This is a genomic window from Paenibacillus sp. RUD330 (assembly GCF_002243345.2).
GTDB lineage: Bacteria > Bacillota > Bacilli > Paenibacillales > Paenibacillaceae > Paenibacillus_O.
The window spans coordinates 2,749,326-2,767,326 of record NZ_CP022655.2; the positions used below are offsets into that span (position 1 = coordinate 2,749,326).

The window sequence follows — 18,001 nt, forward strand, 5'->3', positions numbered from 1 at the left end:
TTCAAAAATGGAACTCAATGGCGGTTCCGGCGTTCAGCGGCATGCTCTCGTCCTCTTGAGCCGATCCGATCTTCTCGAGCTCGGCATCGGGCTGCTCCACGATTTGTTCCAGTACGGAAATCAAGCTTTCCAGCAGCTCCTCCAGCTCTTCCTCCTGAAAGACGGCGTGATTGAAGACAAACCGGATCAGAAGGCTCTCATGAGGCTCGATGATGAGATTGAAATCGTAATTCGTATGCTCGAACCAGTCGTAACCCGCCAATTCCAGCCCGAAGGGAAGCTCCAGCTGGAGAGGATAGTTTTCCACGATCAACACATGGTCGATGGCGTTCCCGGAGCTCTGGATAACCGACAGCGGAACATGGGCGTGCGCCTCCTTCTCCACCATGTCTCGCTGCAGCCCCGCAGCCAGCTCCACTATGCTGGAGTTCGGCCGCGCAGCCCGGACCGGCACCGTATTGATGAACAGCCCGACCGTCTCATCGCTGTTCGCCGCCTCCGGATTCCTGCCGGATACGACAGCTCCGAACAGGACGTCCCCGACATCGTTCAGCCTCTGCAGCACTGCTGCCCAAGCCGCCTGGAACAGGCTGCTGAGCGTGATTCCCCTCTCCGCCGACAGGCCGGCCAGGCCGCTTCGAAGCTCCCCGGATAAGACTCGGCTGATATGCCCGTGAATATATGGCCCTGCCTCCGCCCCTTCCTTCTTGGGAAGAAGCGGCCGGCTCTTGCAGCCCGCCAAGTAAGCCTTCCAAAAAGCTTCCGATACGGTCCGGTCCTTGCCTTCGATCCAGCGGATATAGTCGCCGAAGGGATGGGCCGGCTCCATGCGGGGCTGTCTTCCCGAGCTCAGCGCGGCGTACAGGCCGAACAGCTCCCTCATGATGATGCCCACGCTCCAGCCGTCCAGAAGGATATGATGAAAGCTCCAAATCAGGCTGTAGGCTTCCTGCTCGGTCCGCACTAGAGCGACGCGGAGCGGAATTTCTCCCTGCAGGTCGAAGCGCTGCTCGCGGTCCAGCGCCAGATGCGCGCTCAGCCTGTCCTTGCCCTCCTGGACCGGCATTTCCGACCAATCCTCGTAGAGGAAAGGAACGATCCGGGATGGAGCTACGACCTGGAGCGGACGATCCAGGCCGCGCACCGCGAAGGAGGTCCGAAGGATATCATGCCTGTCCGACAGGCTCTGGAAGCAGCGCCGGACCAGATCGGGCTGCAGCCTTCCCTTGAAATGAAGGACGCACTGCTCGAAGTAGGCTTCCGAATCCGGATAGCGCAAATGATGGAACAGCATGCTTTCCTGCATCGGGGACAGAGGATACGCTTGCTGCTCCTCGGCAGAGCCGTTCGGCGCTGGTCCGGCAGGCCCGCTGATCGGCATCGAGAACCCGTTCTCGGCTGCGGGTTCGAGGCCATCCGGCTGGACGGAACCGTCCAGCATGGACGGCGGCTCCGGGATGCCTGAAGGGCTGTCCGCCGAGACCATTTCCTCCACCCCGCGCATGAGCTCCTGCAGCAGCCTTTGAACGGTTGCTTCCTTATATTGATCGCGGTTGTATTCCGCTTCGACGGTCAATCGGCGATCGGCAAGCATCGCGTTGAACGCAATCGAGAACGGCCGCTGAGAGCTCGGGCTTTCCGTGCCGTGCAAAGGAATGTCTGCCAGGCTGAAGACGTCGCGGTAAGGCTCGTCGTCCATCTCCCCCAAGTAGTTGAAGCTGATCTCCGTCTTGAATGCCGGAAGCCTGCTTCCGGCGGCGTCTGTCCCTGACGGCAGATAGGCCAGCGCGGGATAACCGGCGCCCCGGTTCGGAATGCCCTCCATGACCTGCAGAAGCCGCTTCGCGTAGGAGACCGGATCGGCTGCGGCTCTGGCGTCGAGATAGACGGGATAGTGGGAGGTGAACCATCCCATCGTCCGCGAGAAGTCCGGACTTCCCTCCAGCGCTTCCCTGCCGTGTCCCTCCATATTGATCCAGACGCCGTCCGCGACCCCCCAACTGCCCAGAGCATGGGCCAACGCGGCGAGCAGCAGGACAGACGGGTCGCTGCGGTAGGTCCATGCAGCCGCCTTCAGCAGCGATGACGTCTCTTGCTCGGTCCAGTGAAGGCTTGCGTATGCCGCATCCCTCAGCAGGCCATTGTCTGCGGGACCGTCCTTGGGCAGCTCCGATGCCGGCAGCTCCGCCTGCCCCTGCCAATATCGAAGCTCCTTCTGTCCCGAATCGCCTGAGGCATAAATGCGCATCATCTCCGAGTAGGTCCGGTAGGAGTCCGTTTTGACCGGCAGCGCCGCTGCCTTTCCCTGCGCCAAGTCCGAGTAGATATCGTGGAAATCCTCCAGCAGGATTCTCCAGGAAACCGCGTCGATGGCGAGGTGGTGTACGACCAGGACCAGCTCGTCGGCATTTTCTTTCCGCAGATGTCCGGCGGCCAGCAGCGGACCGTTCTCCAAGCGGATCGAGCGGTGCAGATCTTGAACCATGGCAGCCGCTTCGCGGGCTCCCTTGTCCGGACCGGCAGCGTCCGCGGAACGATAGGACCAGGCCGATCCTGTACCGAAGCGCTGCACGGCAGTGCCCGCTTCATGGCTGAATCTCATTCGGAGAACGTCATGATGGGCGACAAGCCGGGCAAGCGTTTCCTTGACTTTATCTTCATCGAATCGGGGAGCTGCCCGGAGAGTGACACTTTGATTCCAGTAGTCCATCTCCGTGAAGCGGCAGCCGAAAAACCACTGCTGGATCGGAGAGAGCGGGACTTCTCCTTCCAGCGGATGCGAAGTGCAATCTGAGTCCGATTGTTCGGATCGGACAGCCTTCCTCGCCATTTTTCGGATATTCTTTTCCCGCAGAATGTCGGCCACCTCAAGCCGGATTCCCCTTTTTTTCATCCGCGAAGCGAGCTGGATCGCCTTGATCGAATCTCCGCCCAGCCTCATGAAGTCATCGTCGATCGTAGATTCAGGCGCTCGGAGAATTTCACGCCAAGCGTCCAGCAGCTCCGCTTCGATGGAGGTCAGAGGCTGCGGGGCGGGGCTATTCTCCCCCTGCCCGCTCTCGATTTCCGGGAGCCTGCCATAGGCGACCTTTCCATTGGGAGACAGAGGAATACGATCCAGGCGGATAAACCCTGTCGGCATCATATAAGAAGGAAGACGCTCCTCCAGATAGGCTTCCAGCCGGTCCTGGGCGAGTTCAGTCCCTTCTTCCAGCGCGTAGTAGGCGCATAGGGCAAGTCCGCCTCCCGGACCCGGTTTGGCGGCGACAGCCGCTTCCCGGATGAGGGGGTGGTCCAGCAGCAGGTTCTGTATCTCCCCGGTCTCGATCCGATGGCCCCTGATCTTCACCTGCTCGTCGATTCTTCCCATATAGATCATCCCGCCTTCAGGCAGCCAGCGGACCAGGTCGCCCGTCCGGTACACTCTTCCGGATTCCCCGAACATTCCCGGAACGAATTTCTCGTCGGTCAGATCGGGACGCTTCCAATAGCCCCGGGCTACTCCGGCTCCGGCGATGCAGAGCTCTCCCGGCAGATGCTTCGCCTGCAGCTTCCCTTGCGGATCGGCGATATAGAGCCGGATATTGTCGATCGGCTTGCCGATCGGCACCTGGCTGCGACGGTTGAGCGGGTCGAACCGTTCGATCATGCAGCCGACGACCGTTTCGGTCGGTCCGTACTCGTTGTAGATTTCGGCATCCTCTCCGAACAGCCCCGCTACTTCCGCGGCAGCCGCCGTCTCCAGCGCCTCACCTCCAACGATGAACCGTTTCAAGGCTGAACGGCTTGTATCGTATAGATGGAGCAGCTTCAAATGGGATGGAGTCAGCTTGAGGATGCCCGCTTCGCCTTCCTCGATGATTCTCTCCAGCGCTTTCTCCGCATCCTCCGGATAGACCAGAATCCGGTTGCCGGACAAGAGGGGGGTGAACAGGGAGGTGACCGTAAGATCGAAGGAAATGGAGGAATACAGCGGGAAAGCGACTTCGTCCCCGCGCACATAGGTCTTGTCCGCCCACCATAGATAGTGGGTCAGCCCCCTATGCTCGACCATGACTCCCTTCGGCTTGCCTGTCGATCCCGACGTGTACATGATATACGCCAGATTGCCGGCATCGCTGGCAGGCGCCGGATTGCCCGGCCTCTCCTGCCCTTCATCCGGGTCTTCGACGCCAAGGATGATCTCTCCGGCGAAACCTTCGGCATCCTCTCCCGTCCCATCCGTAATCAGCCACTTGGCCTCGCTGTCGGACAAAATATAGGCTATCCGCTCTCTTGGATAGGACGGATCGATCGGAACATAACAGCCGCCGGCCTTCCATATGCCCAGCATGGCGGTTATCAGCATCGGCGAACGCTTCATTAAGAGACCGACGGCAGCATCCGCACCGACCCCCTTGCCTCTCAGCCTCGCAGCAAGGGAATTCGCGCCGGCATTGAGCTGCTCGTAGGTAAGATGCTGCCCGCCGCAGGAGACGGCTACAGCCTGTGGCGTCCGCAGCGCCTGCTCCTCGAACAGCCTGTACGCAGGCCGGTCCGCCGGATATTCAGCCAAGGTGTCATTGAACGCGTGCCGGAGCTCCTCTTGTTCCGCATCAGGAAGCAGGCTGATTTCGGATAAAGGAATCAACGGGTTTCCGGCAGCGGCTTGCAGAATTTGGAGCAGATGTCCGGACATCGCCCGCACGGATCCCGGGTGGAACAACGCCGTCGCATAGTCGAGATGAAGGCGGAGCCCGCCCGCAGACTCGACCGCTTCCAGAGTGAGATCGAACTTGGCGGTGCCGGTCTTGCATTCAACCGCTTCAAAGACGGCACCGCCGCCCTTCATCGCCTTCGGCTCCAGCGCTTCATGCTGATAGACGTACACGGCGTCGAACAGCGGGTTGCGGCTGAGGCTGCGGTCGAGATCCAGCGACGGCAGCATCCGTTCCAGCGGGAACTCCTGGTGCTCGAACGCTTCCAGAGAGCCGGCTTGAACCTGCCGGACGAAATCGGCGAATGCCTGCTCCGGCAGAACGCGGTTCCTCAATGGAACGGTCTGGACGAACATGCCGGGAACGGTCTCGATATCGGGATGCTGCCTGCCGGAGACACTTGTTCCGACGATGACGTCTTCTTGGCGTCCATAGGCGGACAGCAGCACAAGATAAGCGGCAAGCAGGTACGCATACAAGGTCAGGCCATTGGACGTGGCGTATGCCGAGACGCTCTTCAGCAGCCCAGGCGGCATGGCGAAGGAATAGCGGGCGCCTTCGTACCGGCGAGCGGCGGGATACGGATAATCGGTCGTCCAGTCCAGGCGGGGGATTTCCCCTTGCAGGAGCCGGGTCCAATACTTCTCTGCCTCCCGCAAGTATCCGGAGCCGAGCCTTCCGAGCTGCCACTGGGTGTAGTCTTTGGCATGCAGCCTGACCGCTGGCAGCTTGCCGCCGGCATACAGGGAGATCAGCTCCTCTACAATCAATCGGGCCGACAGCCCGTCCGCGATCAGATGATGAAGGTCCAGGAGCAAATACCGTATCCTCCCCTCCGCTTCCCGCCAAGCTTCCAGCCTCAGCAGCGGTCCATTCTCCAGATCGAACGGCCGTATCGAGGTCCTTATCGCTGTGTCTATACCCGAATGGGGCAGTTCATGGACAGCTATATCGACAGCGGTAGAGACATGGACCCGTTGCACCGGCTCGTCATCCTCGAGATGGAAGGTCGTCCTCAGGCATTCATGCCGGCCGGCCAGCTCACGGAGGGCCAGGGCCATCCTCTCGAGCTCCAGTTCTCCTTCTACCCGGATCAAGCCGGCGACGTTGTATGCGGTTCCCGCTTCTCCCGACCGTTCCGCCGCGAAGATGGAGCGCTGCGGCGCAGAGAGCGGGTAATAGGGCGCTGCTTCGGCAGGCGGAATGCCGCCGGCCTTGGACAGCGGCGCATCATCCAGCGCTTCGGCCAACTGTGCGATTGTCGGGTAGCGGAACAGCATGCTCAGGGTCATCCTTGCGCCCCGTTTTTCCTGCAGTCTCGCGGCGATGATCGTCGCGGCCAGCGAATTCCCTCCCGCCTGGACAAAAGGATCGTGTATCCCGATATCCTTGCGCTTCAGCACATCCTGCCACAAGCCGAGGATGAGCGCTTGCAAGGCGGTCTCCGGAGCTGCGGTCCGAACAGCCGGCAAGGCAGGATCGGCGGCCAAAGCGGCAGCTTCCGCTCCTTCCTCTGCGAGGGGCGATTCTCCTCGATCGCTCAGCCATCTATCCGGCATAAGCGCTTCCGGCAGCAATGCCGCAGCCTGTCTGCGTCTCCGTCCGCCGCAGCCATCGGCCTGCGTCCCTGCATAGGCCACAAGTCTTGGGGAGCCGTCGGCATCGGCTCTCCATGCGAGAGCCGCAGGTGCCTCATCCAGATTCCGGTTGAGCAAAGCCTCCAGCTGGTCCAGATGCACAGCATAACCCTTTGCATGCACGAGCCTATCCATGCTCCCCAAAATGCCGATGCGCCCATCGGGCTTCAGCACGGCCGCGAGCCCGGTCGGCCGGACATCCCTTTCTCCCTCCGGCCTCCAATGCAAGCGTCCCGGAACGCCCTGCAGGCAAGGGAAGCCGCGCTCATCCGCAACGAAGCCGTCTCCGGACCCGACACCATCCGGTCCATGGCTTCCGTGCTCCAGCATTCCGAATGCAGTCTCGAAGCCATGCAGCGGAAGATCATCCTCCCGGTCGCCCGCGATCGCCGCCAGCAGCCGGCTGTACTCCTTCATCCACGCATCGGCGTCCCGCCCGTCGATCATTCGGCTGTCGTAATCGAACTCAAGGACAAGCTCGCCTCCGAGGTCAAGAACGTTCAGGCTGAGCGGGTATTTGACGGCTGCCACAGCCGCAGGCTCGAGCTGCGCTTCCGCCTCGCCGAACCGGAATGAGGAAGGCTTGTCGAAATTGAAGGCCGTTCGGAGAACCGGCGGGACGAGGGCGGCGTCCTGCATTGCCAGCTCTTTGACAACGATGGCGTAGGAGGCGCGCTGATGCTCGAGCAGCTCCAGAAGCTCCTGCTTCAATTGCTTCCTGTAGGCTGCGAATCGATGAGCGTCTGTGGGAAGGCAGCTTGTAAGAGGCAGCATGTTGACGCATTGGCCGACCAGATTCGAGGCTCCCATCTGAAGCTGTCCGGAGACGGGAATTCCGACCGTGATTCGCTGCAGGCCGGATAACCTGTACAGCAGCACATTGTAAGCGGCGAGCATGGTCATGAACAGCGACGTGCCGCTGCGCCTGCCGCTTGCTTTCAGCTCCTCGGTCAGCTTGGCGCCGATCACACTGCGAAGCATGCCGCCCGAGGATGCGCTTTCGGTTCCGAGTCCATTCGACACCGGGAAAACCAGATCCGGGATCGGGTTCGAGAGCCTCGATTTCCAGTATGCGCGAGCCCGTTCGAGCTCGTCGGATGCAAGCTGCCGCTGCCACTCGGCATACGCGGCAAACGGAACGGCTTCCGGCGCCGGGCAGCGCTCCTCCTCGGTGTAATACCCTGCGATTTCCTCCAGGATCCGGATGAGCGACCAGCCGTCCGCTGCGATATGGTGGGCTTTGACGATGAACAGATGCTCCTGATTGCCGGCATGGATGAATCCGAACCGGATCAGGAAGTCATGGGTCAGATCAAAGTCCCTCTCCAGCTCCGGCAGCGGAAGAGGCGTATTGGCGTCGCCGTCCGCCTCCGCTCCATGGATCGCAAAATGCGGGAGAGCGGTTTCAGCCGTTTCCGTGAATTGGGCGCTTCCATCCTCGGCAAACCGTGTCCGCAGCATGGGATGTCTCCTGACGACCGCATGCACGGCCGCTTGCAGGCGTGCCGGATCCACCGTTCCTTTCAGCCTCAAGACCGCAGATTCCGTATAGGCCGCAGACAGCTCCGGGCTCATCCGGGAGGCGAACCAGAGCTGCTGCTGCTCCTCCGTCAGCGGCATGCCTCTGCATTCGGCGGGATCCGGTTCCAGGCTTTTATCCTTGAAACGCTCCGGTTCCGGCTCCGGCGATGGCGATGGCGATGGCGGGAGGAAACCGGCGTTCCGCAAGTCCGCGATGCTGGACTTTACGGCGGAGATGATGTTCCCGATATCCTCATGCGTATGCTCGGTCGACAGGAAGCAGTTCCGGCCTTCCCACACATAGACGCCTTTGTCGATCAGCAGATAATAGAGCAGCTCCAAATCCGATTTCTGGACAAAACGAAACAAGGAGCCGAAGCGGACGATCTGCAGGGGAAGCTGTTCCCTCTCGAAATAAGCGTTCAGCCCGTCGGCCAACAGGCCCGTTTTCCGGTTCAGCTCCTCCTGCAGGGAGGGTCCCTCCTCCTTCAGACGTCTCAGTACGGCCAGAGCGGCATTCATCGCCAGCGGATGCTGGCAGAACGTGCCGGCCACGAACGTTCTCCGCTCCTCGTTCGGAGGGAACGAGCCGTCTCCGAACGACCACATGCCCCCGTCGATGCCGTCCAGGTACTCCGGTCTTCCCGCGACAATGCCGATCGGGAGTCCGCCGCCGACGACTTTGCCGTATACCGCCATGTCGGCTTGCACACCGAACCAGGCTTGGGCACCGCCCGGATGGATCCGGAAGCCGGTGATCACCTCGTCGAAGATGAGGGCGATGCCTCGCTCCGACGTGACGGCGCGGAGCTTTTTCAGGAACTCGGCGGGCTGCACGTCCGGCCTTCGGCTCTGCACGGGCTCCACCAGCACCGCCGCCAATTGATCCCCATGCCTCTCAATGATACGAATTGTATCATCATGGGCATAGTTCAGCACGATGACGTCATCGATCATGCCTCCCGGTATGCCTGGCGCGATCGGAGCTCCCGCTCCTTCCGCTCCGCCGCCCATCGCGAGCACGCCGTCGAAGGTGCCGTGGTAGGAACCGGAAAACAGCACGATTTTGGAGCGGCCGGTCGCAGCGCGCGCCAGACGCAAGGCGACCATGATCGCCTCCGTGCCGGAATTGAAGAAGGCGGATCTCTCCATGCCCGTCAATTCGTTCAGAAGGACGGCAACCTGGCCGGCAACAGCATTGATCGGACCGATGCACATGCCCTTGTCCAGCGCATCCTTCACCGCGTTCTGAATGAAGGGAGCCCGATGGCCGAACAGATTCACGCCGAATCCCATGGTCAGGTCGATATATTCATTGCCGTCGATATCCGTAATGGCAGCCGACTCCGCTTTGTCCACGACGATCTGGTACACCATGTCCTTCCAATAAGGACGGAAGCCGGCGACGTTCCGGTTGTTGGCGACAGCCTGCCTGTACTTCTGGGTATGAAGCTGTGACTTTCTTGCCTTTTCCGTATAAGCGGCCATGAAGGATTCTATGAATTGCTGCTGAGACGGGGTGAAGCCCGATCTCGCCGAAGTTTGAATCGGCTGGTAAGGAACGTAAGGACGGTCCTTGGCGGCTAGAGGCGGCGCAGCGGCTGTCCGGTGGACCGCAAGGGGTTCAGGGCGGATTGAAGGCTGCTTCGACACACTCGGCAGGCCGGTGAGCGGTGGGGGAAATCGCTTCTCTCGGGAGGAGGAGCCTCGCTCCAGCAGGCGGAGCTGCCTGGCCATAAGATCCAGCTGTTTGTGGATGACGGCTTCGGTGTCCCCCATTCCTTCGAGATCGCCCTTCTCCGCGGACTCTCCATCTGCGGCGAGCTCCTCGGCAAGGGCTGATGCGGCTTCGAGGCGGGCCTCGCTTGCCTGCATGAAATCCGGCTTGCCGGACGGCTCCGATGACAGGCCGGCAATGTACTTCCCGACTTCGGCCGCCGTCGACAGCTCTTCAAAGAAGAGACGCATCGGAATGTCGATCCCGAATTGATCCTTGATCGCATGCCTCGCATTGACAAGCAGGATGGAGTCCAGACCGAGCTCCATGAAGCTGGCATGCGTTCCGATTTCGCCTTGGCCGTATCCGGACACGTCGGTGATGATTTTCCGAACGGCCTCCGCATGCGCCTGGCTGCGTTCCGTAAGAGCCTTTCCCTCATCTGTCTTGGCTTTCCCTGCAGCTGTCATGGCTTTCACGGCCTCCCCCTGTTCTTTTCCAACGGCTTTGCTGTCGGTTCCGGGCGCCGAAGAGGCGGCGAACCAATGCTTATGCCTGTCAAAAGCATAAGTCGGAACCGCGACGACCCGGCGGTTGCTTCCCGTATGGAGTTCAATCCAATCGATGTCCTTGCCTCCAGCATAGCTGCGGGCGGCCTGCTTCCAGCTGCTGCCGGACGCCAAGGAAATGACGGCTTCGCCGGACAGCTCCCATTCGGCACCGCCATCCGGTCTAAAGCCTCCAAACCAGACGCCTTCCTCCGGATCGGCAATCGGACTGGAGAAGGGTTCATGAAGGAGCGGATGCAGCTTGTCCATCAGTTCCTGCATGTTATGGGCCGCTATCGCCAATCTTTGCCCGTAATGGCCTCTGCCGATATTGGATGTGTAGCAGATGTCCCGGAAAGCGGCCGGGTCGGCTGCAAGGAGGAAAAGGAAGTACTTCTTGATCAAGGAACGCAGGGAAGGAAGCGACCGGGCCGACAAGGTGAGAACAGCCGGCTCATCGCCGCCGTCCGGCTGCGGAGACAGTGCCGCCAGAACAGGCGCCTCCTCCAGCAGCACATGGGCATTCGTTCCGCTCATGCCGAACGAGCTGACACCGCATCTGCGAGGGCGCCCGCTCCTCTTCCAAGCGGCGAGAGAAGCGTTGACATAGACAGGAGAATGCTGGAAATCGATTTTTGAGCTTGGCTGGCTGAAGTGGATAGACGGCGGGAGCTGCTCGCGGCTCAAGGCAAGGGCAGACTTGATCAGGCCGACGATGCCCGCCGCATGATACAGATGTCCGATGTTCGGCTTGATGGAGCCGATCGCGCAGAACTGCTGCCTGTCGCTGTAAGTCCGGAAAGCGTTTTGTATGGCATGGATCTCGATCGGATCGCCGATCGGCGTTCCCGTGCCATGCGTCTCTATGTAGGAGACCGACAACGGATCGATGCCGGCCTTTTCCCAGGCGCTGATGATCAGGCGTTCTTGCGCGGTCAGATTGGGCGTCGTGATACCGATGGATTTTCCGTCCTGATTGGAGACGCTGCTTTTGATGACCGCATAGATCGGATCCTTGTCGGCGATCGCCCTGGACAGCGGCTTCAGCAGGATCGCGCCCGACCCTTCTCCCCTGACCGTGCCGTCCGCCTCGTCGTCAAATGCCCTCACCGTCGAGGAAGCCGATTCGATGCCGATCTTGGGCTGAGGGCTGGACAGATCCACCATCAGCTGGATGCCTCCGGCAATGGCCGTGTCGCATTCCCGCGAAGCCAAAGCCTGGCAGGCAAGATGAACCGCAACGAGAGAAGAGGAGCAGGCTGTATCCACGACCATGCTCGGGCCTTTCAAATCCAGCAGGTAGGATATCCGGCTCGCGATGATGGGCGGCAGATTCCCGGCTGCCGCCGCGGAGACAAGCCTCGGATCGGCGGCGGCAATCAGCTGCTTGTACTCATGCTCGTGACCGGATCCGACATACACGCCGGTCCGGCTTCCTTTCAGGCGCTCTCCCCCGTACCCGGCATCTTCAATGGCGCTCCAGGCGGTTTCCAGGAAAATTCTCTGATACGGATCCATCAAGTCCGCTTCCTTGGGCGGGATGCGGAAGAAGGTCGAATCGAAGGCGTCGATCTCCGTCAAATACCCGCCCCTTGCCGGAGCCGGCCGGCCGCCCTCCGCAGGCGATTGCCCCGCTCGCGCCTCAGGCGCCTCCCGGATCCAGTCTTCGCCCCGGCACAGATTGCTCCAGAACGAATCCAGGGCGTCCGCTCCCGGCACCTTCACAGCCATTCCGATGATGGCGATATCCTTGCCCGACAATTCCTCGATGGCCGGGGAAAAGCTTCCTTCGCTCACCGGGCGCGACAGCAGATTTTTCTTCACTGCAGGCTCTCTCCCTTCCAAGCTCATGGCGCAGCCGGTTCGGCAGGCATTCGATCCGGAGACAGCAAGGATTCCAGCGAGTCGACGAACGAGCCGAACAGCTCGCGCATCCGGATTCCGCTCATCCTGGAAGCCTGGTAGCTGAACTCCACTACCGTTCCTCCCGCTGTGTCCTCCCATTCGAGCTTGATGTCGAATGGATCCGGCACATCTGCACACTGCAGCCCCCATCGCTTGATCCCGAGAAAGCATAGGGCTTGTCCCGCTTCGGGAGCAAATCCTGCTTTCGCCAGATCGGAAAGATGGTATACGAGCGCTTCGCCAGGCTTCTTTCTTACGGCAGCCAGAAGGAGCAGCTGCTCGATGCTGTCCATGCCTCCGATATCGGCGGTGAAGGGAACGATCCAGCCTGGCCCGTCCATCATCGTATGCACCGTCACGGAGGATTCCTCGGAGCGTTCATAGAGAGAATAGGCCATCATGGCCAGATAGGCCGATTCTTCCCCGATGCCGAGGCGTTGGCAGAAAGCGCGCAGCCTGCCGCGCCGCTCGCCGTCCAGCAGCATCCGGTAGCGGTTTTCCGCCCCGCTCGATTCCGGTGCGAAAAATCCGGGCGCAAGCTTCACCGCATCTGGACGGATGTGGGCTCGGCCGCTGAGGGCTGAGCCTGCGATCAGCGCGGATAGCCGCTCAATCGATGGAGCTCCGAATATATCGGTCATGAGGATCGCGCCAGGGTACAGCTCTTCGATCCGCTCGTACATCTGCGCCAAAAGCATGGAAGAGCCCCCGATTTCAAAAAAGCTGTCCTGGAGGCCGATAGAATCCCTGCCCAGGAGCTCTCTCCATATCCGGCTGACTGACTGCTCGATTTCTCCCGCCGGTCCGGTCCGTTCATGGCCGGGTAGAGCGGCCGATGCAAGCATCAGCTTGGCGAGCTCAGCTTCGATTTGTTCATAGGCGCCTTCCTTATACCTAGCGGCGTATTTGTACCGCTGGAGCTTGCCGCTCGTCGTCTTGTAGATTTTGGAGACGGGAAGGATGATGGAAAGCTGCAGCCCAAGGACTCGGCTCAGATATCGGCGGATCCGCTCCGATTCGGGCAGGAACTGCTCCAGCTTGTCCCGGTACAGGATGAACAAGGCCGCCTCTTCCGTTCCCGTGTTTTTGTTGTAGATTCCGCATGCGACCATCCGTTTGATCTTCAGCTGCGAGCATTCTTCCGCCAGCCGCTCGATATCATGAGGGAAGTAGTTGGCTCCGTTGATGAAAATGATGTCCTTGGCTCTTCCCGTAACCGCCAGCCGGCGGTCCATCTGAAATCCAAGATCACCCGTGCGCGCCCAGCCGTCCGGCGTGAACAGCTGCTCGGTCGCCTTGGGACGGTTGTAATATCCGCGGGTCACATTTTTTCCGGCGATCTGGATATGCCCCACCGTACCTTCCGGCAGCGGTTGATCGAGGTCGTCGCAGATCCGGACCCGGCAATCGTCGAGAGGAGTGCCCGTACCGGCCAGCGCCAATCCCTCCGGATCGTCGGCAGGCATGAATACGGCAGCATCGCCAACCTTCAAGCTGTCCCTCCGGACGTAGAAGGTGGTGAACGCCTCGTCCTCTTCCTGTATGCAGACGCCGACACAGGCTTCCGCCATTCCATAGCCCATCTTCATCGCCTTCCGGTCGAGCCCGAACGGACCCAGCTCGGAGAGGAACTGCCCGCATACCTCGACATCGATCGGCTCTGCGCCATTGACCACAGCTCGGATGCGGCTCAGATCCCAGGAGATTTCCTTTTGCGCAGCCGCCTTATGATAAGCGGTCAGGAAATATTTGAGGCCGAAATTCGGCGACGCCAGCATCGTGGCTCCAAGCTGGTCCGCCTTGTTCATCCACAAGATCGGCCGCCGGATGAACAGCCAGGTCGGAAGAAAGGACTGGACCGCACCGCAGACGAGCGGCAGCAGATGGAACATGATCATGCCCAGATCATGCGTCAGCGGCATCCAGCTGAGAAAGGAATCCCGATCGCCGGTTCCGAAGCGGTCCTTCAGGTTGCAGACATTCGCCAACAGGTTCCGGTGGGTGAGCACCACTCCCTTGGGATCGCCGGTCGTGCCGGAGGAGAACTGGATGAACGCGATATCGTCGGGGCCTACCGTTTCGTTCTCGGTCGCGAGGACGGACCGGTCCATTAGGGCCGCGGCGGTCAAGCGGCGCCGAGGCGCATGTTCAAACCTTGTTGTCCAGCCGGGATCGCCGCCATGGACTGAATCCGATACCATGTATGGATTATCCAGCTGGCATGCGATTCTCGCCAGCTTGGCCTCATGCTCCTCGTTGCCCGCCACCGACAGCGGCACCGGAATATGGCCTCCGAGAAGGCAGGCCCAAAAAACGATGAGCAGGTCGCGGTTGCTGTCGATCTGAAGGATGACTTCAGCCCCGGCTTCGACTCCATGCTCCCTAAGCCGATGGAGCGCGCCCAGAGCCGCTTCACGCAAGGCCGCATAATCCATGAACTCGCTCTCGGACTCTCCGGATATGAATGTAATTCCCCTCCCTTCGGCTTCGGATGTTCTTCTCAACGCTTCATTAAGCGTATTGTACATGCAGCCGGATCCCTCCTTCTTGGACTAGGCGGTTCATGATTTCTTGTCGCTGTGCGGATGGAGTCATCTTGGCGTCCAGCACTTGTTCCAGAGCCTGAAGGGCTATATGCTCCGCTTCCGAAGGCAGGGCGGCCCCCTCCCGTTCCAGCTGCGCCAGCCGCTTCAGCTCAGCGAATGGCGCGGAAATCCGCTGCTTGTATTCGGAGGCGGAATCGTTGTGGTTGTCATTCCTTGCGCACAAGGCTTCTTTCAGCATCCTGCCGATATCGGCCTCTCGCGGCGGCCGCTTCCCGTCTCCGACGAGGCTTCTCCAGTCGGCTTCGCGGTCGGTTGATGCCAGGAGGCAGGAGGTGGATGGATCCCGGCGCAGCATGTTGCCCAGTGTCGCTCCCGGACCTGCTTCTATCATGCGACGCGTCTCTCTGGCAAAGAGATATTGCATGCAGCCGCGCCAATCCACGACCGAAACCATCTGCTCCGCCAGCAAGGCCGGTATGCTTCCGGAGTCGGGATAGGGGCGCGCCGTTACGTTGGAAAGAACCGAGCCGCGCATGGGCCCGAAGGAAACACGGGACAGCTCGTCTTTGAAACGGATGGACGCTTCCTTCATCAGAGGACTGTGGAAGGCAGCCCCGACCTGGAGCTCGACGATGTCAGCTCCATGCGAAGCGAGCCTTTCCTTCAAGCCCGCAAGGGAGGCGCGCCTGCCCGAGATGACGGTCTGCCCGGCGAGATTCAGATTGGAAACGACCGCTGCGCCGCGGTATTCCGGGCGAGCGCATTCTTCCTCAAGCATAGGAACTTCAAGTCCATGGACAGCAATCATTCCTCCCTCCCCCTGCAGCTGCGACTCGTGCATGAGCCGCCCTCTGGCTGTCACCAGCCGTACGGCATCGGCGAAGCCGAGCGCTCCGGAGGCGGCGAGCGCCGAGAACTCTCCAAGGCTATGGCCGGCATAGTAGAAAGGCTCGAGCTCCATATGCTCGTTCAGCACCCGGAAGGCTGCCATGCTGACGGTGAGGATGCAGGGCTGGGCGCGGTCTGTGCGGGTCAAGTCTTCCTTGGTTCCATCGAAGCAGAGCTTCGAAACGCTGTAGCCGATCGTGTCGGAAGCTTCCTCGAAGGTTCTTCGGGCGGTGTCGTAACGGTCGTAAAGAGCTTTTCCCATGCCTGCATATTGTGAACCTTGACCTGGAAACAACAGCGCCGTTTTCATCTTTGCCTTCCCTCCATGAGTGAGTATGGGACGGAACGAATGCGGAAGCAATCGGGCATGACTGCAGCTGAGAGAAGCGGACAAAGACGGCAGAAGAGTCGTTGTCTTGCGGATGTAGGGGTGTGTAGGCGGAAGAACTGAACACAGTATAGCAAAATAATTCCATATTCATCAATATCTATATATTTTAGGTGGTGACGTAATTTCGGGTTGAAAAAAACAAGGGCGGTCGATATAATCTGAAAATGACACAGGATTCATTTTGTCGGGGAATCAGGAAAGGAGTCGTTGGAATGTCGCCCAAGCTGTCGACGAGCCGAAAAGAACAGAGGAGCCTGCAAATATTGGATGCGGCCAAGCGGGTATTTGCGGATAAGGGCTACGCCTCGGCAACTCTCAAGGATATCATCGAGGAGACGGGCATGAGCCGGGGCTGGATCTACTTGTACTATCAAACCAAGGAAGAGATTTTCGAAGCCTTGCTCGATCATCAGGATGCGGATTACGGCCCGTATCTCGATTCGCTGGAGGAATCGTCCTCATCCATCTGGGAGGTCGTAACCAAGCTTTACTCCCGGCAGCTGCAGGATTTGACCGACTCGTCGCTCATGCCCGCCTTCTATGAATATTTCCTGATCGGCTGGCGCGACGAGACGCGACGAATCCTGCTTCGCAGCCGCTATGACCGCGGCATCGCGCAATTTGCGGCCCTGCTGCAGAAAGGCGTCGACCGGGGAGAGTTCATTCCCGTCATGGAAGTCACGGACATTTCCCGAATCGCCGCCTCTTTCCAAGAGGGAATCGTCACCCATTCTTTTACCGTGGGAATGGATAAGGCGAATACCCGGATGCAGCTGCAGGCGCTTTTGACTTATTTGAGCAGCATGCTTCGGCCGGGGCACGCCGGTCAAGCCAACTCCAGGGAGGAAACGCTATGAAGACGCTGTTTCGCAATTCGACGTTCAACAAGCTGTTCTTCGCGGCCTTCGCATCGCAGCTGGGCAGCGTAGTCGGCAATATGGCATTCGCCTTCTATCTGGTCGACCGGTACAGCGAAAAGCCTTCGCTGGCGACGACGGCCGAGCTCATGTACTCCCTCCCGACACTGGCGGTATTCTGGATCGTCGGCGTCATTGCGGATCGATTCGACCGCAAGATCATCGCGGCGTACAGCGACTGGATACGGGCGGGCCTTACCGCGCTGCTGCTTCTGTTCGTCCATTTCGACCTGCTGTTCGCCTGCTTCCTGGTTCTGTTCCTCCGCAGCGCGATCTCCAAATTTTTCGGTCCCGCCGAAATGGGGCTGCTTCAAGGCAGCATCCCTCAGGACGCTTATGTGCAGGCTTCGGGCCTCAATCAGATGGTGATGGGCATGTTCATGCTTTTCGGCATGAGCCTCGGCGCGGCCGCCTATCATTTCATCGGAATTGAAGGCGCCATCATCGTGGACGCCGTCAGCTTCATGGTCTCGGGCCTGCTGATTTCGCGGGGGGATTTCCCTGGCCATGCCCGCACTCCGAACGGAACGGGCCGCCTCCAAGATCTCCGCTTCTCCCTGCTTCTCAAGGATTTTTGGCATGGCCTCCGATACCTGATGGGCAATCGGCTGTTATTGGTCCTGATCAGCGGATTCCTGTTTTTCGGCCTGGTCAACGGCGTGTTCGCCGTGCTCCCCATCTTCGCCATGAAATACAAGCTGAGCCCCGATCAATACGTCGTCCACTCATCGCTGATCACGGTATTCCTCGGAGTAGGCTTCCTCATCGGCAGCGTGCTCGGCCCATGGATGATACGGCGGCTGACGAGAGCTCCGATCCTGATCGGCGGCCTCTTCCTCTCCAGCCTGCTTATCGCCGGCCTGGGCTTGGCGGATCGGATCGATGTCTATTTCGTCCTCATCTTTTTTGCCGGAATCGCCATCGCCCCGATCAACATCGCGCTCGGGAGCTGGATGCCGGAGCTCGTCCCTCCGGATAGAATGGGCCGGGTCAATGCCCTGATCGAGCCTGTCATGATGCTGGGACATTCACTGGCTCTCGGCTGCATCGCTCTTGCATTCCCGGCCTGGATCTCGGTCACCTGGCTCCATTATTCCGTTGCCATCTGCACGGTTGCGGTCAGCGGATTTTATCTGGCCTCGCTCCCCCGGCTTGTCCGCAAGCTGCATCAGGGACCGCAAGCGGCAGTCGCCGCCGATGGCGAGCAAGGCTGACGCCAGTCGGAATGCGACGC

General features: G+C 60.2%; 5 protein-coding genes. 2 read left to right on the forward strand and 3 right to left on the reverse strand.

Going from position 1 to position 18,001, the window contains the following annotated elements:
* Position 1: 1 nt before the first annotated feature.
* From CIC07_RS12460 to CIC07_RS12470, 3 genes are read right to left on the reverse strand one after another with little or no spacing between them, the layout of a single operon-like run.
* A complete protein-coding gene (locus CIC07_RS12460) occupies positions 2–11,944 on the reverse strand; it encodes a non-ribosomal peptide synthetase (RefSeq protein WP_076355862.1) in 11,943 nt (3,980 codons plus the stop codon).
* Positions 11,945–11,967: 23 nt separating this feature from the next.
* The gene (locus CIC07_RS12465; RefSeq protein WP_076355860.1) at positions 11,968–14,553 is read right to left on the reverse strand and encodes a non-ribosomal peptide synthetase; all 2,586 of its coding nucleotides are present in this window, start codon (positions 14,551–14,553) and stop codon (positions 11,968–11,970) included.
* Positions 14,537–15,721 carry an ACP S-malonyltransferase gene (locus tag CIC07_RS12470; protein WP_157741907.1) on the reverse strand — a complete coding sequence of 395 codons (1,185 nt, stop codon included), beginning with the start codon at positions 15,719–15,721 and terminating at the stop codon, positions 14,537–14,539. Before CIC07_RS12470 ends, CIC07_RS12465 begins: the two co-directional genes overlap by 17 nt.
* 341 nt (positions 15,722–16,062) lie before the next feature.
* On the opposite strand from CIC07_RS12470, the gene CIC07_RS12475 reads away from it, so the two are divergent.
* Both CIC07_RS12475 and CIC07_RS12480 read left to right on the forward strand, forming a co-directional pair.
* Positions 16,063–16,707, forward strand: coding sequence for a TetR/AcrR family transcriptional regulator (locus tag CIC07_RS12475; protein ID WP_076355856.1), 645 nt, complete (start codon positions 16,063–16,065; stop codon positions 16,705–16,707).
* Entirely contained in the window at positions 16,704–17,981 is a 1,278-nt protein-coding gene (locus tag CIC07_RS12480; RefSeq protein ID WP_076355854.1) for an MFS transporter, read from the forward strand. The genes CIC07_RS12475 and CIC07_RS12480 overlap by 4 nt, the downstream gene beginning before the upstream one ends.
* Positions 17,982–18,001 lie beyond the last annotated feature (20 nt).

Coding starts and splice junctions, on each gene's coding strand:
- CIC07_RS12480 (WP_076355854.1), top strand. CDS start 16,704: ATGAAGACGCTGTTTCGCAATTCGACGTTCAACAAGCTGTTCTTCGCG.
- CIC07_RS12470 (WP_157741907.1), bottom strand. CDS start 15,721: ATGGGAAAAGCTCTTTACGACCGTTACGACACCGCCCGAAGAACCTTC.
- CIC07_RS12475 (WP_076355856.1), top strand. CDS start 16,063: ATGTCGCCCAAGCTGTCGACGAGCCGAAAAGAACAGAGGAGCCTGCAA.
- CIC07_RS12465 (WP_076355860.1), bottom strand. CDS start 14,553: ATGTACAATACGCTTAATGAAGCGTTGAGAAGAACATCCGAAGCCGAA.